General features: G+C 38.7%; 19 protein-coding genes and 2 tRNA genes. 5 read left to right on the plus strand and 16 right to left on the minus strand.

Annotated features, from left to right (window positions below):
- Window position 1: 1 nt before the first annotated feature.
- The 4 genes from pdhA to porU all read right to left on the minus strand — a co-directional run bounded on the left by pdhA (window position 2) and on the right by porU (window position 6,929).
- Window positions 2-1,000, minus strand: a complete 999-nt coding sequence (gene pdhA, locus ESV24_RS05815) for a pyruvate dehydrogenase (acetyl-transferring) E1 component subunit alpha (protein WP_111814512.1) — start codon at window positions 998-1,000, stop codon at window positions 2-4.
- Between the two features lie 270 nt (window positions 1,001-1,270).
- A complete protein-coding gene (gene cdd / locus ESV24_RS05820; RefSeq protein WP_111814508.1) occupies window positions 1,271-1,753 on the minus strand; it encodes a cytidine deaminase in 483 nt (160 codons plus the stop codon).
- An 87-nt stretch (window positions 1,754-1,840) separates the two neighbouring features.
- The gene (gene porV / locus ESV24_RS05825) at window positions 1,841-3,061 is read right to left on the minus strand and encodes a type IX secretion system outer membrane channel protein PorV (RefSeq protein ID WP_111814506.1); all 1,221 of its coding nucleotides are present in this window, start codon (window positions 3,059-3,061) and stop codon (window positions 1,841-1,843) included.
- A gap of 34 nt (window positions 3,062-3,095) precedes the next feature.
- Window positions 3,096-6,929 carry a type IX secretion system sortase PorU gene (porU, locus tag ESV24_RS05830; protein ID WP_111814504.1) on the minus strand — a complete coding sequence of 1,278 codons (3,834 nt, stop codon included), beginning with the start codon at window positions 6,927-6,929 and terminating at the stop codon, window positions 3,096-3,098.
- Between the two features lie 223 nt (window positions 6,930-7,152).
- Here porU and gldJ point away from each other — a divergent pair, with 223 nt between their 5' ends.
- Together gldJ and ESV24_RS05840 are read left to right on the plus strand one after the other, a co-directional pair.
- Window positions 7,153-8,826, plus strand: a complete 1,674-nt coding sequence (gene gldJ / locus ESV24_RS05835) for a gliding motility lipoprotein GldJ (RefSeq protein ID WP_111814502.1) — start codon at window positions 7,153-7,155, stop codon at window positions 8,824-8,826.
- A gap of 71 nt (window positions 8,827-8,897) precedes the next feature.
- The gene (locus ESV24_RS05840; protein ID WP_111814500.1) at window positions 8,898-10,178 is read left to right on the plus strand and encodes a UDP-N-acetylmuramoyl-tripeptide--D-alanyl-D-alanine ligase; all 1,281 of its coding nucleotides are present in this window, start codon (window positions 8,898-8,900) and stop codon (window positions 10,176-10,178) included.
- Between the two features lie 84 nt (window positions 10,179-10,262).
- On the opposite strand, the gene ESV24_RS05845 is transcribed toward ESV24_RS05840, so the two are convergent.
- Together ESV24_RS05845 and ESV24_RS05850 are read right to left on the minus strand one after the other, a co-directional pair.
- Window positions 10,263-10,337 (minus strand) — tRNA-Val (locus tag ESV24_RS05845).
- A gap of 64 nt (window positions 10,338-10,401) precedes the next feature.
- The gene (locus tag ESV24_RS05850; RefSeq protein ID WP_111814497.1) at window positions 10,402-11,382 is read right to left on the minus strand and encodes a YitT family protein; all 981 of its coding nucleotides are present in this window, start codon (window positions 11,380-11,382) and stop codon (window positions 10,402-10,404) included.
- Window positions 11,383-11,529: 147 nt separating this feature from the next.
- Between ESV24_RS05850 and ESV24_RS05855 the strand changes: the two genes are divergently transcribed.
- Window positions 11,530-11,607 (plus strand) — tRNA-Val (locus tag ESV24_RS05855).
- Between the two features lie 54 nt (window positions 11,608-11,661).
- Here the strand turns inward: ESV24_RS05855 and ESV24_RS05860 are convergent.
- The 9 genes from ESV24_RS05860 to ESV24_RS05900 form a co-directional block, all read right to left on the minus strand.
- The gene (locus ESV24_RS05860; RefSeq protein ID WP_111814495.1) at window positions 11,662-12,879 is read right to left on the minus strand and encodes a bifunctional folylpolyglutamate synthase/dihydrofolate synthase; all 1,218 of its coding nucleotides are present in this window, start codon (window positions 12,877-12,879) and stop codon (window positions 11,662-11,664) included.
- Between the two features lie 46 nt (window positions 12,880-12,925).
- The gene (locus ESV24_RS05865; RefSeq protein WP_111814493.1) at window positions 12,926-15,451 is read right to left on the minus strand and encodes a T9SS type A sorting domain-containing protein; all 2,526 of its coding nucleotides are present in this window, start codon (window positions 15,449-15,451) and stop codon (window positions 12,926-12,928) included.
- 320 nt (window positions 15,452-15,771) lie between these two features.
- On the minus strand, window positions 15,772-15,984 hold the full coding sequence (locus tag ESV24_RS05870; protein ID WP_111814491.1) for a hypothetical protein: 213 nt from the start codon (window positions 15,982-15,984) through the stop codon (window positions 15,772-15,774).
- A gap of 88 nt (window positions 15,985-16,072) precedes the next feature.
- Window positions 16,073-16,891, minus strand: a complete 819-nt coding sequence (locus ESV24_RS05875) for an energy transducer TonB (protein WP_111814489.1) — start codon at window positions 16,889-16,891, stop codon at window positions 16,073-16,075.
- A gap of 116 nt (window positions 16,892-17,007) precedes the next feature.
- Entirely contained in the window at window positions 17,008-17,400 is a 393-nt protein-coding gene (locus ESV24_RS05880) for an ExbD/TolR family protein (RefSeq protein ID WP_111814487.1), read from the minus strand.
- On the minus strand, window positions 17,400-18,098 hold the full coding sequence (locus ESV24_RS05885) for a MotA/TolQ/ExbB proton channel family protein (RefSeq protein WP_111814485.1): 699 nt from the start codon (window positions 18,096-18,098) through the stop codon (window positions 17,400-17,402). Before ESV24_RS05885 ends, ESV24_RS05880 begins: the two co-directional genes overlap by 1 nt.
- Before the next feature lie 48 nt (window positions 18,099-18,146).
- Window positions 18,147-19,526: a sodium:proton antiporter NhaD gene (nhaD, locus tag ESV24_RS05890; protein ID WP_111814483.1), complete on the minus strand. Its 1,380-nt coding sequence runs from the start codon at window positions 19,524-19,526 to the stop codon at window positions 18,147-18,149.
- Window positions 19,527-19,548: 22 nt separating this feature from the next.
- Window positions 19,549-20,775 carry a Glu/Leu/Phe/Val dehydrogenase dimerization domain-containing protein gene (locus ESV24_RS05895; RefSeq protein WP_111814481.1) on the minus strand — a complete coding sequence of 409 codons (1,227 nt, stop codon included), beginning with the start codon at window positions 20,773-20,775 and terminating at the stop codon, window positions 19,549-19,551.
- 129 nt (window positions 20,776-20,904) lie between these two features.
- A complete protein-coding gene (locus ESV24_RS05900; protein WP_111814943.1) occupies window positions 20,905-22,029 on the minus strand; it encodes an anhydro-N-acetylmuramic acid kinase in 1,125 nt (374 codons plus the stop codon).
- A gap of 272 nt (window positions 22,030-22,301) precedes the next feature.
- On the opposite strand from ESV24_RS05900, the gene ESV24_RS05905 reads away from it, so the two are divergent.
- Window positions 22,302-23,444 carry an acyl-CoA dehydrogenase gene (locus tag ESV24_RS05905; RefSeq protein ID WP_111814479.1) on the plus strand — a complete coding sequence of 381 codons (1,143 nt, stop codon included), beginning with the start codon at window positions 22,302-22,304 and terminating at the stop codon, window positions 23,442-23,444.
- Between the two features lie 250 nt (window positions 23,445-23,694).
- Here the strand turns inward: ESV24_RS05905 and ESV24_RS05910 are convergent, their stop codons facing one another.
- Complete coding sequence (locus ESV24_RS05910) at window positions 23,695-25,578, minus strand: putative porin (protein ID WP_111814477.1); 1,884 nt, start codon at window positions 25,576-25,578, stop codon at window positions 23,695-23,697.
- Between the two features lie 286 nt (window positions 25,579-25,864).
- Between ESV24_RS05910 and ESV24_RS05915 the strand changes: the two genes are divergently transcribed.
- Window positions 25,865-26,440, plus strand: coding sequence for a ribonuclease HII (locus ESV24_RS05915; RefSeq protein ID WP_111814475.1), 576 nt, complete (start codon window positions 25,865-25,867; stop codon window positions 26,438-26,440).
- Window positions 26,441-26,552: the final 112 nt, after the last annotated feature.

Below are 26,552 nucleotides of genomic sequence, written 5' to 3' on the forward strand. Positions count from 1 at the left end.
CTTATAATTTATCTGATAAAAAAGGGTAATCCTCTTGTTCGTACACAGCGTCAAACATCAAGTTTTTCTCAGGATATGGTGAATCTTCAGCAAACTTTTCGCACTCCTTCACCCTATCTTTTACCTTTTTGTCAATTTTTTTAATTTCTGCTTCGGTCGCCCATTTGTTTTCATAAATTTGATGAAGCACGTATGTAATTGGATCTTCCTCTTGCTTTTTGGCAACTTCGTCTTTGGTACGATAATGTTGCGCATCACTCATAGAGTGGCCGCGATAACGATAGGTTCGCAATTCTAGGAAAGTTGGGCCATCACCGCGACGGGCACGTTTTATTGCTTCGTCCATTTCTTTTGCAACCACTTCTGGTTTCATTGCATCAACCGGCTTGCACGGCATTTCATAGCCAAGACCAAGCTTCCAAATGTCAGTATGGTTTGCTGTTCTCGCAACGGAAGTTCCCATTGCGTAACCGTTGTTTTCTACACAGAAAACTACTGGAAGTTTCCAAAGCATTGCAAGGTTAAACGTTTCGTGAAGCGAACCTTGACGCGTTGCGCCATCGCCCATATAAGTTAGGGTTACAGCATCTCTGTCGAAATATTTATCGGCAAAAGCAAGACCAGCACCTAGCGGAATTTGCCCACCTACAATACCGTGACCGCCGTAAAAACGATGTTCTTTGGAAAAAATATGCATAGAGCCACCCAAGCCTTGCGAGGTTCCTGTGGCTTTTCCATATAATTCTGCCATTACTTTTTTAGGATCCACACCCATACCAATAGGCTGTACGTGGTTTCGGTAAGCCGTGATCATTCTATCTTTTGAAAGGTCCATTGCGTGCAATGCACCAGCCAGAACAGCTTCCTGACCGTTATAAAGGTGCAGAAAGCCTCTTACTTTTTGATTGATATATACTTGCGCCAGTTTATCTTCAAACTTGCGCCAAAAAAGCATGTTTTCGTACCAATCCAGATACGTTTTTTTGGTGATTTTCTTCATCTATCTACTATATGGTTCCTAACAGGAAATTTTTTAAACGGATAACAAAAATAGCACTTTAAAAGGTTAAATCACAAATTCCAAATTCCAAAATCAAATAAAATTCCAAATTTCAAGCACCAAATTCCAAATAAATAACAAAATTCAAAAAACAAAGTCCAAACAAACTTCAAATGAAAACAAGCTTCTGATTTTAGAAAGCAGAAAAGCTTGAATTTTGAATTTTGTTTATTGAGATTTATTTGGAACTTGAGATTTGGCGCTTTATTTTCAGAGGTATTTCGCATCAAAGCCCAATGGCAGCAAATCCATTACTGAAGCGACTTTAATTATTTCACCGGTTTCGCCCATAAAGTAGATTGTGATAGGACTTTTCTGCTTTTGCTCGTACTCTGCTAGAGATTGACGGCAAGCACCGCAGGGCGCAATAGCTTCAGCTACTTCGTGGCTTTCGGCGCGAACTGTGATTGCTAATGCGGTAATGGTTTCATTGGGGAAATTGGCGCCAGCACTAAAAACAGCAACCCTTTCAGCGCAAAGTCCAGAGGGAAAAGCCGCATTTTCCTGATTGTTGCCCATAACGATTTTCCCTGAAGAAAGCCGAAGCGCTGCCCCCACCTTGAAACGCGAATAAGGCGCATAAGCATTTTCACGTGCTTGCTGCGCCTTATTTATTAATTCTTGAATGTTCTTTGGAAGTTCTGAAACAGTTTCAAAAACTTCTAGTTGAATTTCAATTTTTTGTTTTTTCACTTGCTAGTTTATGAGTTTAGATGTTTATTAGTTTAAAAGTTCGAAAGACAGATTTCAAGTGATAACTTTTAAACATTTAAACTTATTTTAATACTCGTCGTAGGTATCGCCAAAGTTAAAGGTTAAACCAAAGCGAAGGGTTCCATCTACAGGAGTGACAACAGTGCCTAATCCAAAAAGATAGGATATGTCAATATTTATTGTAGTATAACGAAAGCCCGCACCAAAAGAAGCAAATTTCCTTCCACCCTTATCATCGCTTTCATTAAAATAACCAGCTCTAAAAGCGAATACATCTTGATACCAATATTCTGCACCAAGCGCCCACGTAAATTCTCTCAATTCTTCACTAAAACCTCCTGGTGCATCACCGAAAGACTGAAACATACCTTTTACGAAGGTAACATTGTTGTCTTTACCCTCAAATATTGCACGATTATCTATTACCTCTTCTCCAGGATCTTGAACACCGTTACCATTATCATCCACAAATTCAGTTCCGCGAATAGGTGGCGTGGGTACTAAAAGTTTATTCACTTCAGCAGAAACACCAACCTTGTTGTATTCATCGAGAATAAAGTCAAATCCACCACCAAGAGCAAGTTTGGTTGGCAAAAAACTTTCTGACCCTGCTTCATCATATTTCAGTGTTGGACCAATGTTTGAAATATTGAATCCCATTCTCCAACGGCCGTCAAAATCATTATAAGGAATTTCTTCACTTTGGTAATAACCAGCGATATCCACAGCAAAAGAACCAGCTGCAGAGGCATCTTCTTGAGCAATCTGTAACTTTAAATCAGATCTAAGATAACGTCCCGCTACAGCCATCGCAAAACGCTCACTAAGACGAAGGGAGTATGAAACATCAAAAGTAAGTTCATTCGGACTCAAAATTAAAGGCAACTGCTCTGCAGTTTCTCGAGCTTCAATTTCACCGAGTTTAAAATAACGAAAACTCACACCAAGAGCACTCCGTTCGTTCAAACGGTTGTAATACGTAAGATTACCTAAAAAGATATCATTCACTAACTTGCTTAAGTAGGGAGTATAAGTAACACCAACTCCTTGTTTTGAAAGTGCAAAGGCATATTTTGCAGGGTTCCATTGTTGTGAAAAGGCATCAGCTGAAGTTACAACACCTATATCTCCCATACCACCAGCTCTTGGATCTGCAGCTATCAAAACAAAGGGTACTCCTGTCGTAATAACTCTTGAATCGCCGCCATTAGGAACGATAATAGTTTCTTGGGAATGAGCCTGAAAAGCGACTAAACATACTAAAACTGGAATAAATAATTTCTTCATATTAATAAATTTTGGACAAATATAATTTTAATTTTTAAAGGATGACGAGTTTCTCGAATTTTTCAGCCCGCTGATTTGTTAACGTAGATCTTACGGTAATCTTGTACACATACACACCTTTTCCGATGCGGTCTCCAAAATCGTCCCGACCATCCCACACAATATCGCGCGACAAAAATCCGTCGGTATTAATTATTTGGTTTTTAGTCCACACTACCTTTCCCGTTACTGTAAAAACCTGTACCTGAACCTCCAAAGGCTCAAAAGCGCGGTTGTGATTAAACCAAAACTCTGTATAATTCACAAAGGGATTTGGGTAGTTAAGCACACGGTTTATTTCTAACTTATCATTACCAGCAACAATAAATTGAATTTCGGCGGTGGATGAATTATTGTAAACATCCCAAGCTTTAAGGGTTAATGTATGCAGCCCATCTTCAAGATCGCGAAATTTGAAGTTAGTTTTTCCGGTAGTATAATCGTCCACTTCGGCTTGGTAAAATTCATTCAAAACAAATGGATTGGATTCATCTCCATCTAAAATTGCAACAATATCATGGCCTATACCACTTGCTGTATTAATACCATTGGGATCTTCTAGGTTTACGAGAAGTATGGGAGAATCATCCGTAATTCCACCTGAAACAAAACTTTCATCATTCATAAAGAGCCTTATTAAAGGACCTTCGTTGTCTTCTGGCGCATTTTCATTAAGACCGCCTACATTAAGATCAAGATTTACTCCACTTTGGTCTTCCAGCGCATTATCCTTTTTAGCGTAAAGGCTTACCCTTCCTTTGCCCACGGGTATTTGAATATCGCGAGGTACCACAAATTCAATCTCAAATAGCCCATTGGAAATCGATGCTTGTCCATTAAAGAGCCCTTCGCCTAAAGTTGTAAAGTCCATTTTAAACCCATGATTATCGTTGTCTAAAGTTTGCCGCATCACATTTTTGTCAAAAATTTTTGTTTCCAGCACTCCATTATAATCCGTCATAAGCATACCTGCCTCGTTTACTACTTCACCTTCAAGTTTTATTTTGCTCAATGCCTTCAAAGTATCCGTAGCCTGATCTATTGGCACGCCGTTTAGCTTGGTTAACCGTATGCTTTTCTTCGGAAAAGCGAGCGGCATTGCGGGATCACCCAAATAAAAAACTACCCGTCTAAGCGCTGTTCCCGCACCAAGGGTTTGTTTGGCCAAGCGGAGCCCTTCAGCTGGAGTATTCGGATTGTCTGTACCAAATCCGAAAAGTTCATTGGCCAATTCCTTATTAAAAGTAACTCCTGTATTAATAAAAATTGCGCGTGTGGTTGTTACCAACGAAATTGCCCCGCCTTCCCTATTTTGATAGGTAAGCTCCCCAGCAGTAATGCGCAACGGATTGTCAAATTTTGTGAATTCGCACGTAACCGTAATTATACAAGGTAGTTTGTCTTTATTTTTGAAATCCTCTCCAGTTTGTTTTGTATAGATTGCTTCTTGCGCAAGACCGTCTTCACCTCCGTGACCAAAATAATCCATAATTATGGCGCCCACCTCTATTGCGCTTTTAATTGCATCGTTTACTTCGGGATACCGGTTACCGCCCGCAGAAGTTTCTTGTTTGAATGCGTCAGAATGTATTTTTTTTACGTTGATGAAAGGTTTTTCAAATGCAATTTGATCACCAAGATTATCCAGTTCTACTTCTAAAATTTCCTCACCCGGTTCATCAACATCATCAGAAATAAGTACAAAATTGTTTCGCCAGTTTCCATAGGAAGATTTTTCATTATACCTTACAATTTTATCAACCATTGCATTTGCCAAGGAAACATTATCAACCACAATCCTTCCCATAGCAATATCCAGCAAATCTATATCTGATCTTAATCCAATTGTTCCTTCATTTTCATCCATATTTCCAAAAAAATCATCAGACATAAAGGAGCTGCTGCTGCTGATACCCAAAAGGGTGTGAAAGGTTGGTACAATATTATTGTTATTCGCAAGCCTGTTTTTATAATCTATTGAAGTATCTCCCATTATACCCACATACTTTATACGTTTTGAGGGCGTGGAAGCATTGTAGTAAACGTATCTAATAAAATTTCTGATGGCACTTATATCTTGCCTGCCAGAGCTGAACTCTTCATAAATTTTATCTGTTGTCACTACTTTTACATTAAGCCCCTGAAATTCATTATTGTGTCGAGCCAAACGCAGTGCGGGTTGAATAAGGAAAGGAGCTGTAATAATTATATAATCTACATCTTTAAAATTGCCCGATTCATCCTTAAATATAGTTCCTTTTAAATTTTGATTTTGAACAACCGGCTGGGCTATTTTGGTGGGAATGTAGTAATTGCCAGGGTTAATGGCCACATAATTGCGAACCTCACCAAGGGTTTGTTTAAAACCAAATGTAGAAGCATTGCCTTCATTCTGCTTTGATGTAATAAACTGAAAGTCGGTAACATCCCAAACCTGGGAAAACTGCGAGGCATTACTTATTTGATATTCTCCCACACCGCTTAAAGTGGCTGCATTATTATATTGAAAAGCTAGCTGCCCACCTGCACCGCTCAATTGACGCACCGCCCATAGACCAATATAATCCAAATAGCCAATACTTGATGGATTGCCAGCATTGTTATACATCAAATCTACAGTAACAGTTGCACTGGCTGCGGGAATTTCCTCAGTCAACTCTTTCATACTTATCTGCCCGCCATCACCTAAGGCTGTAAAATTAAGTGGATCTAAACTAGTGCTATTAATGGAAACCGCCATTGAAGTAGCGCTTTCGGAAACTGCAGCAGCTTTTACAATTAAATTCATCGGTTTACCGGCAACAATATTGGGAAACTCGAAGCTATAACTTTGTTCGCTCTCAATATCAAAACGGTTTCCAAACCATTTTCTGCCCAATTTTGTAGGGCTTTCCTCATCTTTTTCATGAAATTGATATTCATCAAATTCATTAATATTATGTTCTACGGTACCCGTGGGCTCCACCATTGCCCTTACTCGTTTCCCTGGCCCTCCGGCTGAGGTAACGTAATAATAAGACTCATCGCTATAGGGGTTTAGGTTAGAGTCGTTCTCCTCAACATAACCTTCGGTATTTGTGCCGTAAAACAAGATATAATCGCCACCGTCAAAACTTCCATCCGCTTCGCCTGATACTTGTATTGCATTTTCCGGGATATCAAAAAAGCGGTTTTGGGCATTCAGCAAGGGTAAAGATTTCCCGCCATTGCCATACACCTTAAGGTTTCTGGGATCAATGCCGTCTGTATTCATCCCCAAATCATTCAAGAAAGATTTATCTAATTTATAAATACCGGTTTGTTCAACCTTAAATTTAAACCATTGTCCGCTGGCCAGCACAGAGTTAGTAATAGCCGGCGGTTCATTGCGGCTTTGTGGACCATATCTATAATTTATATCAAAAGAAAGCACTTTTTGGTAGCTTCCGTTATTTTTGATGATTGGTGAAATTTTAAAAATGGTGAACAATTTTTCTCGCGATCTCGTGCTAGCTAAACTATATTCCAGTCTATTTGGCACTTGCTCTGCCGTTATTTTATTTAGTTCTGCGGAAGAAACCGAGCCATAACGAATATTGGTGACCGCTAAGGAAATAGGATCGGCAAATCCAGTGTCCTCCCATTGGGTGCTGTATAGCAAGTTCTCCTTATCCATCTGGAGCTTCATTGCTTCTCTAGCGCTTTCCTTAATGGAAACAGAGGACGTTTTATCTCCAAAACTATTGGAAGGTGAACTGGCATCTTCCCAAAATATAGTTACACTTTTTGATTGTGCCCTTCCCAAAAAAGGCATTGCAATTAAAATAAAAAGAAGTATCGTTTTTCTCATTAGTACCATTAACGCTTGAAATATACACTTAGTATAGAACAAAATTTTTAAAGTTTTTGTCCAATGCAGTATTAGGATAATAATTTTAAAACTAATACGTTTGCATTCGGGATTGGTCGTAAAACTTTTCCAAAACCCACAAGGCAATAATAATAAAATATTATTGTGTTTTTGCCGTTAATTACTATATTGCGAACCCAATTTTATCATACTTGAATCTATGATGTTAAGAAAAAACCTAGCATTAACGCTATTTATTACTGTTATACTAGCCTCACTTTTTGTAGGCTGCAACAAATCCAGGGACTATAAAAATAGCTCCCGCGCCACAGGGTGGAAGATGAACGCCAAAGAAGGTGGCTTTCAGTACGACCCAAAAACCAAAGAACAGGAAACAGGCCCAGGTCTGGTTTTTGTGGAAGGTGGAACATTTACAATGGGAAGGGTTCAAGATGACCCTATGCACGATTGGAACAATTCTCCCACTCAGCAACACGTTCAATCTTTCTATATGGATGAAACGGAAGTAACCAATCTCATGTATCTTGAGTATCTTGACTGGTTGAAGCAAGTTTTTCCCCCATCCGATGAAAATTACCGTAAAATATATGAAGGCGCCGTTCCAGATACACTCGTTTGGAGAAACCGCTTAGGCTTTAACGAAGTAATGACAAACAATTACCTCCGCCACCCTGCATATGCCGAATATCCAGTAGTTGGCGTTAGTTGGGTACAGGCTGTCGAATTCAGTAACTGGAGAACAGACCGCGTTAACGAAATGGTTCTGGAAACTGAAGGAATTACTTCACGAAATGCAAGATATGATGTTGAACCGGGCGAAACATTTAATACCGAAACATATTTAAATGCTCCTACTTTAACATACGGTGGTAACGATTCTATTACCCGCGGTGGTAAAAGATCTGAATCTATTGCGAAAAGAAGCAAGGACAGTACAGATTTATACATTGGCCGCGAAGATGGGTTATTACTACCTGCCTACCGCCTTCCTACCGAAGCTGAGTGGGAATACGCGGCACTTGCCCTAGTTGGTCTTCGTAATTACAACGTTTACAGAGGAAAGAAAAAATATCCTTGGGATGGACAATACACCCGTTCTGGAAAAAGAAGATCTCGTGGTGACCAATTGGCAAACTTTAAACAAGGCGATGGTGATTACGGTGGAATTGCCGGATGGAGCGATGACGGTGCAGATATAACTGCGCAAGTAAAATCTTACGAACCAAATGATTTCGGACTTTATGATATGGCTGGAAACGTAGCCGAATGGGTTGCTGATGTTTACCGCCCTATTGTTGATGACGAATTTAACGACTTCAACTATTACCGTGGAAATGTTTACACCAAAAACGCCATTGGTGAAGATGGAAAAGTGAAAGTGGTTACTATGGATTCTATAATTTTTGACACCCTGAGCAATGGAAAGGTTGTAGCCCGCAATCTTCCGGGAGAAATCCTTCAAGTGCCAGTTGACGAAAATGAAACCTATTTGCGCACCAACTTCTCTAAAAGTGATAATCGCGATTATAGAGATGGAGACAAGCGCTCATCCCGTTACTATCAGTCGTTTGCTGATGATGAATCTGAAAGCGGCGATGGCTCCAATCGTATGTACAACTCTCCTGTCCAAAATGTTTATGCAGACAGTACAGGCGAATTAGACCGTCAATATGATAAATCTTCCGGCAGAACAACACTTGTTGATAATGAGGTTCGTGTTTATAAAGGAGGTTCTTGGAGAGATCGTGATTACTGGTTAGATCCAGCACAGCGACGTTATTTCCCACAAGATATGGCAACAGACTATATTGGTTTTAGGTGTGCAATGAGCCGCGTAGGTTCAAAATCTAAAAAAGGAAAACGCCCAAGAAACTAAAGTTTCAACAAAAGATAAAAACAACCCTCCCTGGCATACAGCTTCGGAGGGTTTTTTAGTATATTTATTTTATGAATATACCCTCACTACATACGTATTTTCTGCAGAGCAGTGGCGTAAGCACAGACACCCGTAAAATATTTAAAGACTGTATCTTTTTCGCACTTAAAGGCGATAACTTTAACGGTAACCTATTTGCCCAAGAAGCTTTGGACAAAGGCGCAATGAAAGTTATAGTTGATGAAAAAGCTTTTCATAAAAATACTGGTGAAACTATTCTGGCGGAAAACGTATTGCTAACGCTACAACAACTGGCTAAATTTCACAAAGAGTTTTTAGACCTTCCCATCATCTCACTTACCGGAAGCAATGGAAAAACTACTACCAAAGAGCTAATAAACGCAGTGCTATCGCAAAAATTTAAAACCGTCGCAACGCAAGGGAATTTAAATAATCATATTGGTGTCCCGTTGACGTTGCTTACAATGAATAAAGAAACCGAAATTGGAATTGTAGAAATGGGCGCCAACCACTTAGGTGAAATAAAAATGTTGAGTGAAATAGCACAGCCCGATTATGGCTACATTACAAACTTTGGAAAAGCGCATTTGGAAGGTTTTGGTAGCCTTGAAGGGGTAGTACAAGGTAAAACGGAGCTCTATCAATTTTTAAAAAAACACAGTAAGAAAATTTTTGTAAATGCAAATGATCCGCAGCAATTGGATAATTCTGAAGGGATTGACCGTATAACTTTCGGAAATGGGCAAAGTGATTTCAACATACAATTACTGGACAGCTCGCACCATCTTTTGGTAAGATTTGAAGGAACTACAATTCAGAGCAATTTAGTAGGCGCTTATAATTTTGCAAACCTTGCTGCTGCCGTCGCCATGGGAGCCTTTTTTAAAGTTTCTCCGGAAGAAATAAAGAAAGGAATTGAAGGTTATGTTCCGTCCAACAATCGCTCACAATTGATTAAAAAAGGCACGAACACTATTTTAATGGATGCCTACAATGCCAACCCTACAAGCATGCTTGCAGCTTTAGAAAACTTTAAACAGACAAAAGGAAACAATAAAATTATGTTTCTGGGCGATATGTTGGAATTGGGCAAAGAAGCCGAAACCGAGCACCAAAACATCGTAGATTTTTTAATAGAAAACTCTTTTGGAAATGTTTTTTTGGTGGGAAGTAATTTCTTTAAAACTGTGACCAAGGATTCCCACATAATGAAATTTGAAACTTTTGATGATTTGATCCAAACTCTTGAAAGCAATTCGCCAAAAAATGCAACAATCTTGATAAAAGCCTCACGTGGAATGGCCTTAGAGCGTGTTTTAGATTTGTTATAAATGTATCTGCTCTATACAAAAAGCATATGTAAGCCATGTTACCCCGATGCTTCGGGGGAAAGGAGACTGTAAACAAATTTCTAGTGGGCCATGTTGGATTCGAACCAACGACTTCCACGTTGTCGACGTGACACTCTAAACCAACTGAGTTAATGGCCCAATTTCTAAAAGATCTAAATTACTAAATTCAGAATTGAAAACTAAAAGAATAAAAGCTTAGAGGCTATTTATCAAACTTTTTGATAGGTTTCTTTTTTATCATTCCCCCCCTCGCATCCTTTACTGAAGTCATAATCATAAAGGCCTGGGTGTCTATTTTATGTACCTCGGTTTTAAGCTTGCTCATTTCCAAACGTGTAATTACTGTATAAACAACATCTACAGGTCTTCTGGGTTCCCCATTTTTGGAAAATCCGTTTTCGGCTTTGAAAATAGTACAGCCGCGACCCATTTTTTCTATTATTGCCAAACGAATTTCATCACTATTTTCAGAAATAATGGTAATTCCCATAAATTCTTCAATACCGTCAATTACAAAGTCTACCGTCTTTGAAGCTGCAAAGTAAGTGAGTATTGCATACAATGCTATTTCAGTGGAAAGAAAATACGCTGCGGTTATAAATATAACTACGTTAAATAACATGATTACATTCCCAACGGTAAGGCTTGTTTTTCGGCTAATGTAAATTGCCAGCACCTCCGTTCCATCAATGATAGCACCCCCACGAATTGCGAGACCAATTCCCAGACCCAAGAAAAAACCACCGAACATAGCAACCAAAATTTTGTCGTCCGTAATGGGAGGAAAAGGAATAAAATGTACGGCAATTGCCAAAAGAAAGATTCCAATAACGCTTCGTATCGCAAATCTCTTTCCAATGGAAAAATAAGCTATTGCTAAAAAAGGCAAGTTAAAGCACACCAATAAAAGGGGAAAAGAAATACCAGCCAGCTCATTTACCATCAACGAAATTCCCGTTACCCCACCATCAATAAAGTTGTTTGGAACTAAAAATCCTTTTAAGCCAAAAGAAGCAGCTGTTACGCCCAAAAGCAAGTAGAAAAAATCCCAGATCTCATGTTTAACCTCAACTTCTAGATTTTTAACGCGCTTTTCAAAAGGTTCTGAAATCTGTGAAGGTTTCTTATGCTTTTGACGGTTTTTTACAACGTTTACTATTATATTCTTAAAAAATGGATTCAAAAGTTTTTTGTTTAGTTGATGAATTAGTCAAAGTTAAACTTATTTACTTCCTCGACAAATTATGGAAACGTTTCATTATGGAATTATTTTCAAATAAATGTTTGGTGAAATTAAAAAGTAACTTATATTTGCAACCGCTAACAAGAAGGGCGATTAGCTCAGCTGGTTCAGAGCACCTCGTTTACACCGAGGGGGTCGGGGGTTCGAACCCCTCATCGCCCACCAGTTTTTAAGAAACCGAAGTTTTACTTCGGTTTTTTTTATTCCAATATTTTTGCTCTAAATAACTTCCGCCACCACAAAAGTGCTTCCCCCAACAAACACCAGATCATTAGGCAAAGCGGCTTTTAAAGCAGCTTCATAAGCTTTTGATACCGAAATATATTCCTCCCCAACCAATCCGAAACCCCTGGCTCTCGATAGCAAAAGTGAAGCATCCAAACCTCGCGGAATATTCGGTTTACAGAAATAAAATATAGCGTTTTTCGGAAATAGCGGTAAAACAGAAGCCAAATCTTTATCGCTAACCACACCCAATACAATATGAAGATTTTTATATTCTTCCTCAGCAAGCTGCTTCATCACCAATTCTAGCCCTTCTTTGTTATGACCTGTATCGCAAATTACTTTCGGGTTTTCATTTAAAACCTGCCAACGCCCCATCAAACCTGTGTTTTTAACGGTATTCATTAAGCCATTTTGAATATTTTCTTCGGAAATATTCCAACCTTTTTTCTGAAGAATTCGTAAAGTTGAAATTACAGTTTTAATATTTTTCTTCTGATAAAAACCTTTTAAATCTGAAGTATAGTTAGGAGCATCTATTGTTTCGGCAAACGAAATTGGTGCATTTTTTTCCGAAGCAATTTTTTTAAAAATCTCTTTCGTTTCAGGCAAAGTTTCACCAATAATAAGCGGAATTCCTCCTTTTATAATTCCAGCTTTTTCTGCGGCAATCTTTTCTAAAGTGCTACCCAAAAATTGTGTGTGGTCTAAACCTATATTTGTAATTACAGCAACTTCGGGGGTTATTATATTTGTACTGTCCAGCCTGCCGCCCATTCCCACTTCAATAATGGCTATGTCTACTTTTTCATTCCTGAAATAATCAAACGCCAAACCCACTGTCATTTCAAAAAAGGACAGTTGATTGCTTTCAAAAAAAGACTTATGTTTTTCAACAAATTTTAAAACAAATTGCTTCGAAATCATCTCGCCATTTATCTTTATCCGCTCCCTAAAATCCTTCAAATGTGGTGAGGTATAAAGCCCCGTTTTATAGCCAGCCTCCTGAAAAACGGATGCCAGCATATGGCTTGTACTGCCTTTGCCGTTTGTACCCGCTACGTGTACACTTTTAAAACTTCTCTCGGGATTGTTTAAATAATTGGCGAGATTTATGGTCGCGGCCAAATCTGCTTTATATGCGGACTGCCCCACCCTTTGGTACATTGGGAGTTGCGCAAAAAGCCAGTTGATTGTTTCTGAATAGTTGATGGCGGAAATAGTTAATGGTTATTTGTTAATCGTTAATTGCCTTAAATTATTTTACAATCAATTTTTTTGTGGTTTGTTTTTTTCCTTCGGAAATTTTCAAATAATAAATCCCAGGTTGAAGCTTCTCAATAGAAAGTTGAAGTTGTTTTTGACCGTCAAATTTTTGTTGTTTTACAAACCTTCCCATCACATCGTAAATTTCTAATGAAGTATTTTCAGAAGTATTTTTCAGAGAAACCGTTACTATTTCTGAAGCGGGATTTGGAAATACTTTTACTTCCGAAGAAAAAATGGTTTCAGCTGTACTCAAAATATCATTGGCAATATCAATTTTATAAGTTGAACGCCCGAAAGTAGCAGCAAATAAAAATTGTGAATCCTCGTGAATATGCAAATCAGTAACCACCACCGAGGGCAAATTTTCTCCTAAGACACTCCAATTTATACCTTCATCGGCAGTAGCTAAAACGCCAACATCTGTGCCTATAAATAGGTTTCCAAAACTGTCCTGCTCTACATCATTAACCGGAATGTCCGGCAAACTCACCGAAATATCAAACCAATTATTGCCCAAATCGGTGCTTTTATAAACGTGGCCTACGTCTTCACCAAATCGATATCCCGAAAGTGTTAAATAAACTGTATTGGGATCTTCACGGGAAGCCAAAACCTTCGTGACCCATCTGTTTGGAATTCCAGCTGAAATATCTATCCAATTTGAACCACCATTCTGCGTAACCCAAGCCTTGCCATCATCTGTGCCCACAAAAATAATTTCATTGTTTAAGGGCGAAACACTTATTGTAGTTATAGTTCCAAATGTAAGATTGCCAGCGTGGGGACCATCTGTGAGGTCCGGACTTATTGCCGTCCAATTGCCAGCAGCATTTGTGGTTTTGTAAAGTCTATTTGTTCCGTAATAAAGCGTTTGGGAATTTGATGCATCAAAAGTAATTGGGGTGTCCCAATTGTTTCGGTCACCGCTGGAAATTCCATTGGTGGCATTGGAAAATGAACTACCGTTATTGATTGACTTTCTAAGGAAACCATTTTGAGAGAGCGCATAAATAACGTTCGTATTTGTAGGATCTACCAAAGGCTGAAAACCATCACCACCATTAATAATGTTCCAATCCGTTAAGCCTCCTGTTTGGGTTCGGCTGGTGCTATTGTCTTGCGCGCCACCGTAAATTTTATTTTCGTTTTGTGCATCTACGTGCATTCTATAAAATTGCGTAATAGGAAGTTTCAAATCTTTTACTGAAGAAGAACCGCCATTACTGCTGTAGTAAAGGCCGCCGTCATTACCGAGAAGCACTTCGCCCGGCACCGAAGCATTGAACGCCATCGCGTGTTGATCTACGTGAACGTTAGCAAAAGAGTCTCCCCAACTAGTACCTCCATTAGTGGATTTTTGGACTTCAAAATCTACATTATAAATTGTGTTTTCATCTGTTGGATCTATAAAAATTCCGCCAAACCACCAGTGAAAACCAACATCGGTTAACTGACTGGAGTTAACAGCCGTCCAAGAATCCCCACCATTTATAGTTTTATAAACCCCTTGAATATTTCCTGTTGCATCTGCGTAACGTGTATAAAGCACGTTCGGGTTTGATTGCGAAATATCTATACTTATTCTTCCTTTTTGAGAAGCGATACTCGGCAGGCCATTGGTAAGTTCTGTCCAATTAGAACCTCCATTTGTAGTTTTATAAATTCTTGAGGTAATTCCGCCGTATTGTCTCCTGTTTGGCCTTCTAATTCGCTCCCAACTTGCAGCGTAAATTATATTACCATTTGTAGGATGAATAGCCATATCTACCACTCCCGTAGAGTCGCTTACAAACAAAACCTGCTGCCAGCTATCGCCTCCGTTTGTAGTTTTATAAACTCCGCGATTTGCGCTATTTTTAAACAAAGGTCCCATTGCGCCCACAAAAGCTGTATTGTCGTTATTTGGATCTAAAACAATTTTGCCCACGCTGCCAATATCTGGCAGGCCTTTAGATTGCCAAGTTGTGCCTCCATCTGTACTTTTGTAAATTCCATCGCCATCGTAAACTAAGGAACCTCCGCCGGCATTTACTTCGCCCGTGCCTACATAAATTAAATTATTATTGGTTTTCGAAATTTCTATATCGCCAATGGAAAGCATTTGCTGCTCGTCAAAAATTGGCGTCCAATCATTTCCTCCGTTTATAGTTTTAAAAATTCCCCCGGAAGCTGCGCCCACATAATAAACTTCGGGCTGGGTTGTGGGAATTTCAATATCGCTGATTCTTCCGCCTATATTTAAAGGTCCGCTAAATTGCCATATTTCATTTGCATTGCTTCTGTGTGCGACTTGCCTTTTCCAACGGATTGCTTCGGAATATGCTGCAGTATTCAATTTACCATCTGGATATGCTCTTTGCATAAACATAAAATCGTGTGGATATTTTTCATTTTTTTCTTCTTCGGAAATATTTGAAGTTGATTTTTCAGAAGAAGAAGTTTTATCTTTTTCAGAAGCATTTTTACAGCTTATAAAGCAAGTTAAAACGAAAATAAAAGTAGAAATACGAAGCATAGTATCTTTTTTTGAAGTTTAAAGATACAGAAAAAATGAGGCAGATATAATTAGTTTTTTAGCACTGATGAAAAGAAATTTATACACCTATTGATGGTCTGAAACTTCAAAAACAACTAAGTTCTCATCTTCTTTAATTGCAAGTGCACGATACTTTCCTGTGATGCGAAATTGATAAATACCGTTTTCTTTGGGTTTAAGTAATTTAAGTTTTACAGTATCATAAAAACCCAGTTATAAATAGCTAGAGGCCTTGAGATATTGGGAAAGAATCTGTCTTTTTTCACAATATGCAATAATCGCAGATTTATTGACAACATTCACTGGATTGCACGCTTAAATTTTTCAGGTTTTTCGAGAAATTCTTTTCTTATTGCTTCGGCGCGCTTTAAAATTTCATCAGTTATAACGGTATCCTTAAAATCAGGACTGCTGAAATCTCCGTCCTGCTTAGCCATATATTGCAAAAACTCTGAGAATCCTTCAAAGTGAGTTTTTTGTAATATTCCTTTTTTTATGGTGATTGTAGTCATCGCTATAAATTTTAAGGTTTTTTTAAGATAATGAATATAGTAATGGTTTTTGAAAATTTTAATTAGAGAATCGAAAAAAACAAAGAGATTACTGCGAAAGACTAAACTTATAGATAATCTTCCCAATCTGTTTTGCAGGCGCTTTTTCATCTGCATTAAATTTTGTAGCCAAAGCAGCTCTTTTAGCAGGCTCTAAAAGACAGCGCGAGTTATTTGTGGTACCACGCACACCAGCAGTTGCGTTAATAACTTTTCCGTTTCTATCCACTTCTATACTAACAACCACCGTTCCCGCTTCGTTACAATCCTGCACAAACTTTTCTTTGTTCAAAGCTTTTCTTCCACCGAGTAAATAATTGCCGTCACCGTCTAAACCTTTGCCAGTACCATAATAAGCGCTTGCATTCGGGTCGCCGTCTGGACTTCCTTTATCGCCGGGATTTCTATCGTCGCCTTCGCCGCCCTTTGCCGTGCCATCACTTTTTGGACCGTTCAAAAAACTAGAAAGAGCATCAGTTGTGGACTTATCGGGTTTAGGATCAGGTTTTTTAACTTCCTTTTTTGGCTGTTCTTTTACTGGGGTTTGAGTTTGCTCTTTTTTTGGCGTCTCCTTTTTAATTACGGGAGCGTCTACATTGTCCTGTGTAACCACTTCTTCCTTAATTTCAGCTTTAGGCTGAGCAACAGGCTCTGAAGTTGTTTTTTGAGGTGCAGATTGAATTTTTTCTGTTGGCTGAATTTCGCCACTACCCGTTTCAGTAGTTCCAAAATTAATCGCTATCCCCTGCTCCAACGGCGGATCCATATATTTCATACCTACATAAAACAGAAGAATAAGAATAACCACATGCACGATTACCGTGATGGTCATACTTTTTCGTTTATGTTCTGTGTCTAAAAAATTCATACTTCGACTTCGCTCAGTAACCGAGATTTAAGGTTTTTAATTCAAAATTTTGAAATTTATGCAGTAATTGCATTCAAAAGCCAACTGATTACTGCGTACTGGCTACTGAAAACTGATTAGTTCGGTCTTACTGCCAAAACTACTTTGAAGTTATTTCTATTTGCAATATCCATTACAAAAACGGCATCTTCAATTGGCACGCCTTCTTCAGCGCGTAAAATTACGGTGGGTTCTTCCTGTCCGGCAAGAGCTTTTTTAAGTTCAGTCTCAATGCTGTATTCGCTTACGCGCTCTTTATCTACATAATAGGCCCCGTCTTTTGTTATACTCACGGATGCCTTTTGCACATTTGAAGTTTTTCCTTTTGCCTTTGGAAGTATTAAATCCAAAGCATCTGGTGTTATAGCAGGCGAAGTAAGCAGGAAAAACACCAACAACAAAAACACTATATCTGTCATGGAACTCATGCTGAATTCGGCACTTACTTTATTTCTTCCTCTTAAGTTCATTAAGCAGGCTCGTTTAAAATGTCCAGAAAATCTACTGCTGTGGCTTCCATTTGATGTACTACTTTATCGGTCTTAACAACCAAATGGTTGTAGCCCATATAGGCAATAATACCAACAATTAACCCAGCAACTGTTGTAGTCATAGCGGTATAAATACCTTCGGCAAGACTACCCATTTCAGCTTGGCCACTACTGGTTGCCAATTGGTGGAATGCTAAAACCATCCCAATTACGGTCCCCAAGAAACCAATCATAGGCGCCGCTCCTGCAATTGTTGCCAAAACGCTTACGTTTTTTTCAAGTCTATAAACTTCAAGACGGCCTGCGTTTTCAATTGCGGTATTTATATCTTCCAACGGGCTTCCAATTCTTGAAATTCCTTTTTCAGTTAAATGCGAAACCGGCGTATTGTTCTGGGCGCAAAGCATTTTTGCTGCTTGAATATTACCTTTTGCAACGTGATCGCGGATTTGGTTCATAAAGTTTCCATCCATTTTAGATGCGGCCTTTATGGCAAAGAGTCTTTCGAAATAAATATAGACTGCAACAAATAGCAAAACGAAGAGCACGCCTATAATTATTTGTCCAGCCATACCTCCATTTAAAAGGAGATCCATAATTGAAAGGGTTTTCTCTTCAGAAATTGGTTCAAGATCCTGTGCCACTTCAGCACCCTCTTGAATAAAGAAGTTTAACATAAAAAAGGTTTTGTTTTAGTGAATAACGGAATAAGATTTCAGAAATTGTTAGGTGTGGTGAAATAAGACTCTTTCAAATAAAAGAAAGACGCCGGCTCCTGCAATAAAGCCCACAAAGGCAAGCCAAGTAATCTTTTTCAGGTACCAGATAAAATCTATGCGCTCCATTCCCATTGCGGCCACGCCAGCAGCAGAGCCTATAATAAGCATACTTCCTCCCGTTCCGGCGGAATACGCTATAAAATGCCATAATACAGAGTCCATAGGTAGGTCGTACATACCCATAGAGGCAGCAACCAACGGTACATTGTCTATAATTGCTGAAACAATTCCGAGTAGAATAACAACTATATCTTGATTTGGAATCGCCGCTTGCAAAACTTCGGCTAAGTAGCGAAGCGTTCCTACTTCCTCACCATTAACAACACCGTACACGAGACTTTCAAGTCCTGCTACTGCCATTAAAATTCCGAGGAAGAAAAGAATACTGGAAATTTCAATTCGCGATAAAGCTTTGTGTGCTGAATATAAATGTCTTCTTTCTTTACTGAAATCTTCTTCTGGGTGAATATATTCTGAAACTAGCCAAACCACACCCAATGCGAGCATCATTCCCATATACGGAGGCAAATGCGTCAATGTTTTAAAAATTGGTACAGAAACAATCATTCCAAGACCTAGAAAAAGCATTGTTTTACTGCTTAAAAGTACTTCTTCATCTTTGTCTTCGCGGGAATCCACTTCTACATTTCCACGGAATGCTGGTAAGTAGCTGGCAATCAAAAACGGCAAGACAAAACACACTATGGAAGGCAATACCACAAATTCAATTAGTCCCCCAGCGCTCACTCGCTTCGCAATCCAGAGCATCGTAGTGGTAACATCGCCAATTGGAGACCAAGCCCCACCGGCATTTGCTGCTATCACCACCATGGCGGCGTACCAAAGCCTGTCTTCTCTTCTGTGAATCAACTTTCGCAAAAGTGTAATCAGCACTATGGTAGCAGTAAGGTTATCTATAATTGCAGAAAGGAAAAATGCAAGTATCCCGATAATCCATAGAAGCTTCCGTTTGCTTCTCGTCTTAACGGCGCTTTTCAATACTTCAAAACCGCGGTGAAGATCAATAATCTCTACAATCGTCATTGCTCCAATCAGGAAAATAAGTATCTCTGCTGTTTTCCCTAAATGGTGAAGCAGCGTGCCCTCAAATCCCTCCATGGCAGTTTCACCTCCGCTTAGAAAATTGAATGCCTGCTCTTCGGTATTTATTACATCGAACCATCCATTAACAAAACCGATGGCCAAAACAGCCCAAATTAAGGATGCCATTATAAGTGCTGGCACGGTTTTATCCAGTTTTAATGGATGTTCAAGGGTAATTGAAAGGTATCCAATTACAAAAATTAAAATGATTATTGATTCCATAATAAGAGCTGGTTATTGAAAATTATAACAATTGTTTCAATGCTATTTCAAAAGCAGTTTTGCTGATGTTTGTTTTGGTACTGTTGTTATCAAAGGTATTTTGTATCGCATTTCTGATAGTGATAGAGGTATCATTAAAAATAGCCTCGTCCGTCATTTGTACTTTACGCTCCATAAAGTATGCGAAAACACGCGCCATTCCACAATTGCTTATAAAGTCTGGAATTAAACTTACGCGCTCATCGGTAAATTCCATAATGGGTCCAAAGAAAATTTCTTTGTCGGCAAAAGGCACATTGGCTCCACAGCTTATTACTTCCAACCCAGTTTCAATCATTTGTGAAATCTGTTCTTTTGTAATCAGACGTGAGGCGGCACAGGGTGCGAAAATTTCTGTTTCGAGTTTCCAGATTTTTTCATTTATTTCTTCAAAAGAAATCATATTTTCTGCAACCAAAGTATTGCCGTTTTTCTTAAGAAACAATTGCTTAATCTCTTCAAAAGAAAATCCATCTTTATTGATTATTCCACCTTCGCGGTCTATAATCCCTACCACTTTGGCTCCCATTTGTGAAAGATAGTAGGCCGCGGCTGCACCTACATTTCCAAATCCTTGCACTATGGCGCGCTTTCCTTTTATGCTTCCGCCATAAATATCGTAATAGTGGTTTACAGCCTCAGCAACGCCATAGCCAGTAATCATATCTGCTACTGTATATTTTCTGGAAACATCTGGTGAGAAATTTACGTTTTCCAAAACTTTTATTACTCCTTGACGTAACTGACCAATTCTGTTAATCTTATCTGCTTCCGTCGGTGAAAAATGGCCGTTAAAAACCCCTTCCTGCGGATGCCAAACCCCACTCTGCTCGGTCATTGGAATTACTTCATGAATTTCGTCAACATTTAAATCGCCACCAGTTCCGTAATAAGCTTTCAGCAATGGCGAAACAGCTTTAAACCAGCGTTCCAAGACACCTTTCTTTCGTGGGTCTGAAGGATCAAAGTTGATACCACTCTTGGCGCCGCCAATGGAAGGTCCAGCAACGGTAAATTTCACTTCCATGGTTTTTGCAAGTGAAAGCACTTCGTTGGAATCCAATCCTTTTCTCATACGGGTTCCGCCACCGGCAGCACCTCCACGCAATGAATTGATAACCGTCCAGCCTTCGGCCTCGGTTTCTGGGTCATTCCAGTGAAAAACTATTTCGGGATCTTTTTCTTCGTACTTCTTAAGTAATTCCTTCATTAAATATGGAAAGTTAAAACTTCGTTCACAATTGTTTGGAAGTGTGATGACTTTTTTTAGCTAAAGCTTAAAAAAGCTGTGGCAAATATAAAAAACTTGTGAGGTGATTATATTTATTTTCTGTAAAATTTATGGGAAGAATATTTTCCCGGAAGTATGGTTCTTTGAAGCTCCAGTAACACTCGCCAAACAATTAATGGCATCGCGTAGTTTTAAAACACCCAACAGCCCAAAGATCAACGCTTCTTTGTATTCTACAATTTCTGGGAAAGGAATAATTACCTCAACCGAAGTAAGCTTTTTCAATCTTTCAATCAAAAACGAATTATATGCGCCGCCGCCCGTTATCAACACTGAAGAATTATCAGAAAACTGATTGGCAAGCTGCACCGCAATGTGCTCCGCAAATGTTCGCAATATATCTTCAGAAGAAATTTCCGCAGCTTCCAAAAGAGGAAAGATAGTTGAGTTTACCCATTCTAAACCCAAGGATTTCGGCGGTTTTTCAGTATAAAAAGAAAGCGAGTTCAGTTTGGAAAGTAAATCTTCATTTACATTTCCCGAAGCGGCCAATTTTCCGTCTTCGTCAAAATCCTGCCCAAGCTTTTCGGCATATTTATTTAAAACAATATTTGCGGGACAAATATCAAAAGCAATCCGTTCACCGTTTTTTTCAAAAGAACAATTCGCGAAACCACCCAAATTCAAACAATAATCATATTCCGAAAAAAGCAACCTATCGCCAATTGGCACCAATGGCGCGCCTTGTCCGCCAAGCTCTACATCTTGTACCCTAAAATTGCAAACAACGGTACGCCCCAGCATTTTTGAAATGCGCGGCAAATTGCCAATTTGATAGGTAAATCCTTTATCCGGTTGATGCAAGATTGTGTGGCCGTGGCTGCAAATGGCATCAACTTCAAGAATGTTGTACTTTTTTATAAATTTTAAAATTTCTTCAGAAAGCTTTTCAGTGTATTTAAAATCGAGCCGTTCCAACTTTTCTTCGGAATAATTTATGGCTTCGCGCAGTTCGTTTTTCCAAAAGGAGGAATATGGAACAGTTTCGGCAGCGAGGATTTCAAAACTCCAATTGTTTCCTCCGGCTCCGCTCAGGGAACGGGGTCTGAGTCCATCGACTTCGCTCGTGATTAACTCCGCCGAAGACACTTCCAATCTTATTTCAGCCAAATCAATCCCATCCAGCGAAGTGCCGCTCATAACACCGATAATATGGTAATTGTTTTTTTCCAAGATTTCCAAAAATGTTTGAAGTTTAAAGATAGTAATGAAGATTCGAAAAATCACAAAAAACAAATCCCAAATTCCAAATAAATCTCAAAATTTCAAATCTCAAAATTCAAACGAAAAAGTGGTTCAACAATGTTTGGTTTTTTGCTTTTATTTTTTGGGATTTATTTGGAATTTGGTGCTTGGAATTTGGGATTTCTAAATTTTTGGAATTTGCTTTTTATAAGTACCTTTGCCATTCTTATTAATACACAATTCTTACTTATAAAAAGCCTATGGATTTCAGTCTATCCGAAGAACAAATAATGATTCGCGACGCAGCTCGCGATTTTGCACGTACCGAATTGCTCCCGGGCGTTATAGAACGTGATAATCATCAAAAATTTCCTACCGAACAGGTTAAAAAAATGGGCGAGCTCGGTTTTATGGGAATGATGGTTGATCCTAAATACGGCGGTGGCGGAATGGATACGCTGAGTTATGTTCTGGTGATGGAAGAACTCAGCAAGATTGATGCTTCGTGCTCTGTAATTGTTTCGGTAAATAATTCCTTAGTTTGTTACGGCATACAAGCTTACGGCAACGAAGATCAAAAACAGAAATACCTTACAAAATTGGCCACGGGCGAAAAGCTTGGCGCCTTTTGCTTGAGCGAACCAGAAGCTGGTAGCGATGCAACTTCGCAAACAACCACCGCGATTGATAAAGGCGACCATTACATTTTAAACGGCACCAAAAACTGGATTACCAACGGTGGAACTGCAGATTATTATTTGGTAATAGCACAAACCGATAGAGAAAAAAAACACAAGGGCATCAACGCTTTTATTGTTGAAAAAACTTGGGAAGGTTTCGAGATTGGCCCAAAAGAAGACAAACTTGGTATCCGCGGAAGTGATACGCATTCCCTAATATTTAATGACGTAAAAGTTCCGAAGGAAAACCGAATTGGTATAGACGGCTTTGGTTTTAAATTCGCAATGAAAACTTTAGCTGGAGGCCGTATAGGTATTGCAGCCCAAGCATTGGGAATTGCAGCCGGAGCTTATGATTTGGCTCGTGAATATTCAAAAGTGCGAAAGGCTTTCGGTACAGAAATCTGCAACCATCAAGCCATCGCCTTTAAACTTGCAGATATGCACACAAGTATAGAAGCGGCGCGCCTTTTAGTAATGAAAGCAGCTTGGGACAAAGACAATGGCAACAACTACGATATGAGCGGCGCCATGGCAAAACTATACGCCAGCCAAGTAGCAATGGACGTTTCTGTGGAAGCAGTGCAGGTTCACGGCGGTAACGGTTACGTAAAAGAATATCACGTAGAACGCTTTATGCGCGATGCTAAAATAACACAGATTTACGAAGGAACTTCAGAAATACAGAAGATTGTAATTTCGAGGGGACTTTTAAAAGATTAGTCAAAATTACATTCCTAATAATGAAACCAAACCCTCGATATTACGAGGGTTTTTTTAGTAAGATTTTTTTAGTTGAAACAATTTAAGGATGGCTGAATGATTTTTTACTATTTCGAAAAGTTATTGTGAAATTCAATCCTCGAAATTTTCGTACTTCCAAATTTCAGAAGAAAGACCAATCAGAAGGTGGCTGAGTGATTTTTTACTTTTTGCGAATAGCAAAAAATAAAAAATTGTATCGAAGCCCCGGCTATAAGAAGAAATCCCAAACAAGCCCAAACCGCAATACAGCATCCCGATACGGATATCCAGGGGCAGCAAAATATTCATTCTTTCCGCTGAAGAGCGATGTGAAGTTTTCATATATAAAGAAAATACGCGTCTGCCGTATTTTTGCATTAAAGAAAATATCTACTAAAGGAAACCCGCCCAGCTCCTGATCGTTCTGAACATAAAATTCAGCGAGTACCGGATCGTAGGCATTCATATTATATTTTGTGAAGTATTTAAAAGTAACACCCGTTTGCAAAAACAATGCGCGTTTAAACAAATGGTTTTCGAAATAAAGGGTATTTCGGGTAATGAGCTGCGGCACGTTGAGAATATTTTCACCACTTAGAACCTGTTGGTACATCAAGGTATTTTCTAATCCAAAATTACCGTACTTAAATTCCTTTTCAGCTTTAATTTTTAAATAATCAACCCTTTCCGAAGCCTGCAATGGTGACGGAGTGCTGTCGTTTTCTTTGATGCCGAAGTAAGTGTAATCATCAATTCCAGAATAACTTACCGAAGCACTTCCGAATTTTTTTGCATTAATTTCAAATTTGAGTTCTTGCGATTTTATGTTATTCAACTCATTTTTCCAATTGTAGTTTTGGTAGTCGCTTTGGTACAATAAAAAGTTGAAATTGGGAGCTACCGAGTGAAGTGTTATGGATGCCTTCGCATTATATTCTTGGTTTACATCATAAGAAGCTGCGCCTTGTATGTAGTTTCCATCAAAATCGCCAGCAATGTTTATCGCACCTTTTCCACTGAGTTTAAAGCCGCGGTATTCCTTTTCATAGGCTGCGCCAGCTTCAATTATATTTCCTTTAATTCGGTTGGGGATGCGCTGATTGTCTAAAATTAAAACAGAATTATACCCATAATTAAAATCATTGTAACCCGCCCAAGCCGAAATTTTCCCAATAAGCGAATTATCAAAATCTGCATACGCTTTTACGTTAAAATCTTCAAGTTTCGTTTTTGTGAACAAATTTGCAGTTTCATATGATGGTCCGAAAGCTGCAAAGGGCGTTCCTTGGTTGTACTGAAAAAACTTATCCTCATAGCTCAGCACATTCCCGATGGTCAAAACAGAATATCCCGTGCTATCGCGCTGGCTGATCAATTCATAATAATGATCGCCGTAGTAACGGAGACCCTCCAATTTATTTTCAGCATTTTCAAAATTCACGTCCAACCTTCCACGATCGCGAAATTCAGGATCATTATTTATAAAAAGTTGAAGTGAATTAGGCGTCAGCCCACCATTTTCTTCATTTAGAATATCTTGGGCGGCTAAGTGCACTCGGGCAAAATAGCGCTTGCTTTTTGTATGATAATTGGCGGTAAAAAGAAAATTGCCCGTACTAGTTAAAATATGTTGGTATTTCCCCAGGGAACGAACACCCTTATAGCCTATTGAAAAATTAAACTGTGGCGAAGTATTAACCGTAAAAAATGCATCCAGTTGCTGCCCTTGCGCATAAGCCGTTTTAAAATAAAGTTCCGTGAATGGCGTGGGTACGTTGTAATAATTTACATCTTCAATTTCTTTATAGTTGAAGTGATGGGACTGCGCTACAAAAAGTGGTTTTAAATTCAATCTGTCAAAAGAATACCCCAACGAATTATAAGTCTGCCCCACATTTGAAAACTGAAGCAGTTCAAAATTATCCTTTCTTAGATAGTTAAACTTATACTTTTTCGCAATGGAAAGCGTGGTATCTACAAAAGTAGTGTCGCGATCAGCCGAAATAATTTTGTAGTAATCAACAGGTGGTTTGTCTTTCTTTACATTTGGAGTTTGCGAAAACACAGTTGCCGAGGCAAACATAACAATAAGTAGCAAAAGTGTTTTTTTCATCCTCGGGAAACTTTCGGGCAAAGGTAATTTTTTTTGGGTTAATAGGAATGGAGAGAAATTCCAAATCTTAAACACTAAATTCCAAATAACAAGCACCAAATTCCAAATAAGAAAACAAAAATTTAAATCTTAAAATTCAAACAAAAAAAGGGGTTAGACAATATTTGGTTTTTTACTTTTTGTTTTTTGTCATTTATTTGGAATTTGCTTTTTTGGAATTTGGGATTTAAACATTTGGTGCTTAATTCAATAATAGTTCTTCAGTTTTGTAATTTGCATCTTTATTATGTTGAAACTAAAAATAAATCCCCATCTCCTTGAATGTGGCACAGATGAAGCCGGTCGTGGCTGTCTGGCCGGTCCAGTTACCGCTGCTGCGGTAATTCTTCCCTATAATTTTAAGCATCCATTTTTGAATGATAGCAAACAACTCTCTGAAAAAAAACGATTGGAACTTAAAGCTATTATTGAGCGGGAAGCGATATGCTTTAAAGTTGTTCACGTAATGATGGACGAAATTGACAAGATAAACATTCTGAACGCTTCAATTTTGGGAATGCACCGCGCAATAGAAGGCCTTTCCTGTGCTCCAGAATTCATTGCCATTGACGGTAACCGTTTTAAGCCTTTTGGAAAAATCCCTTTTGAATGTGTAGTTAAAGGCGATGGAAAATTTCTGCATATTGCCGCAGCATCCATTTTGGCAAAAACCTATCGCGACGAATATATGACGGCGCTTCACTATGATTTTCCGAATTACAATTGGAAACAGAACAAAGGCTACCCCACAAAAGAACATCGGGAAGCCATCCGCAATCACGGAGCGACTAGTTTTCATAGGAAAAGTTTTAAGCTTCTCTAATTATATGATTAGATGATTAGATGATTAGATGATTAGAAAAAATATGAACCGTTTTTGACTATTTCCATATTTTTAATTCGGCTTTTTTATCGAAATATCCAAAAGATCAAAA

The organism is Aequorivita lipolytica (assembly GCF_007997135.1).
Taxonomy (GTDB): domain Bacteria; phylum Bacteroidota; class Bacteroidia; order Flavobacteriales; family Flavobacteriaceae; genus Aequorivita; species Aequorivita lipolytica.

Bases quoted from the DNA above. Each gene is read 5' to 3' on its own strand.
- pdhA (WP_111814512.1), bottom strand. From the start codon at position 1,000: ATGAAGAAAATCACCAAAAAAACGTATCTGGATTGGTACGAAAACATG.
- porV (WP_111814506.1), bottom strand. From the start codon at position 3,061: ATGAAGAAATTATTTATTCCAGTTTTAGTATGTTTAGTCGCTTTTCAG.
- porU (WP_111814504.1), bottom strand. From the start codon at position 6,929: ATGAGAAAAACGATACTTCTTTTTATTTTAATTGCAATGCCTTTTTTG.
- gldJ (WP_111814502.1), top strand. From the start codon at position 7,153: ATGTTAAGAAAAAACCTAGCATTAACGCTATTTATTACTGTTATACTA.
- ESV24_RS05840 (WP_111814500.1), top strand. From the start codon at position 8,898: ATGAATATACCCTCACTACATACGTATTTTCTGCAGAGCAGTGGCGTA.
- ESV24_RS05865 (WP_111814493.1), bottom strand. From the start codon at position 15,451: ATGCTTCGTATTTCTACTTTTATTTTCGTTTTAACTTGCTTTATAAGC.
- ESV24_RS05870 (WP_111814491.1), bottom strand. From the start codon at position 15,984: ATGACTACAATCACCATAAAAAAAGGAATATTACAAAAAACTCACTTT.
- ESV24_RS05875 (WP_111814489.1), bottom strand. From the start codon at position 16,891: ATGAATTTTTTAGACACAGAACATAAACGAAAAAGTATGACCATCACG.
- ESV24_RS05880 (WP_111814487.1), bottom strand. From the start codon at position 17,400: ATGAACTTAAGAGGAAGAAATAAAGTAAGTGCCGAATTCAGCATGAGT.
- ESV24_RS05885 (WP_111814485.1), bottom strand. From the start codon at position 18,098: ATGTTAAACTTCTTTATTCAAGAGGGTGCTGAAGTGGCACAGGATCTT.
- nhaD (WP_111814483.1), bottom strand. From the start codon at position 19,526: ATGGAATCAATAATCATTTTAATTTTTGTAATTGGATACCTTTCAATT.
- ESV24_RS05895 (WP_111814481.1), bottom strand. From the start codon at position 20,775: ATGAAGGAATTACTTAAGAAGTACGAAGAAAAAGATCCCGAAATAGTT.
- ESV24_RS05905 (WP_111814479.1), top strand. From the start codon at position 22,302: ATGGATTTCAGTCTATCCGAAGAACAAATAATGATTCGCGACGCAGCT.
- ESV24_RS05910 (WP_111814477.1), bottom strand. From the start codon at position 25,578: ATGAAAAAAACACTTTTGCTACTTATTGTTATGTTTGCCTCGGCAACT.
- ESV24_RS05915 (WP_111814475.1), top strand. From the start codon at position 25,865: ATGTTGAAACTAAAAATAAATCCCCATCTCCTTGAATGTGGCACAGAT.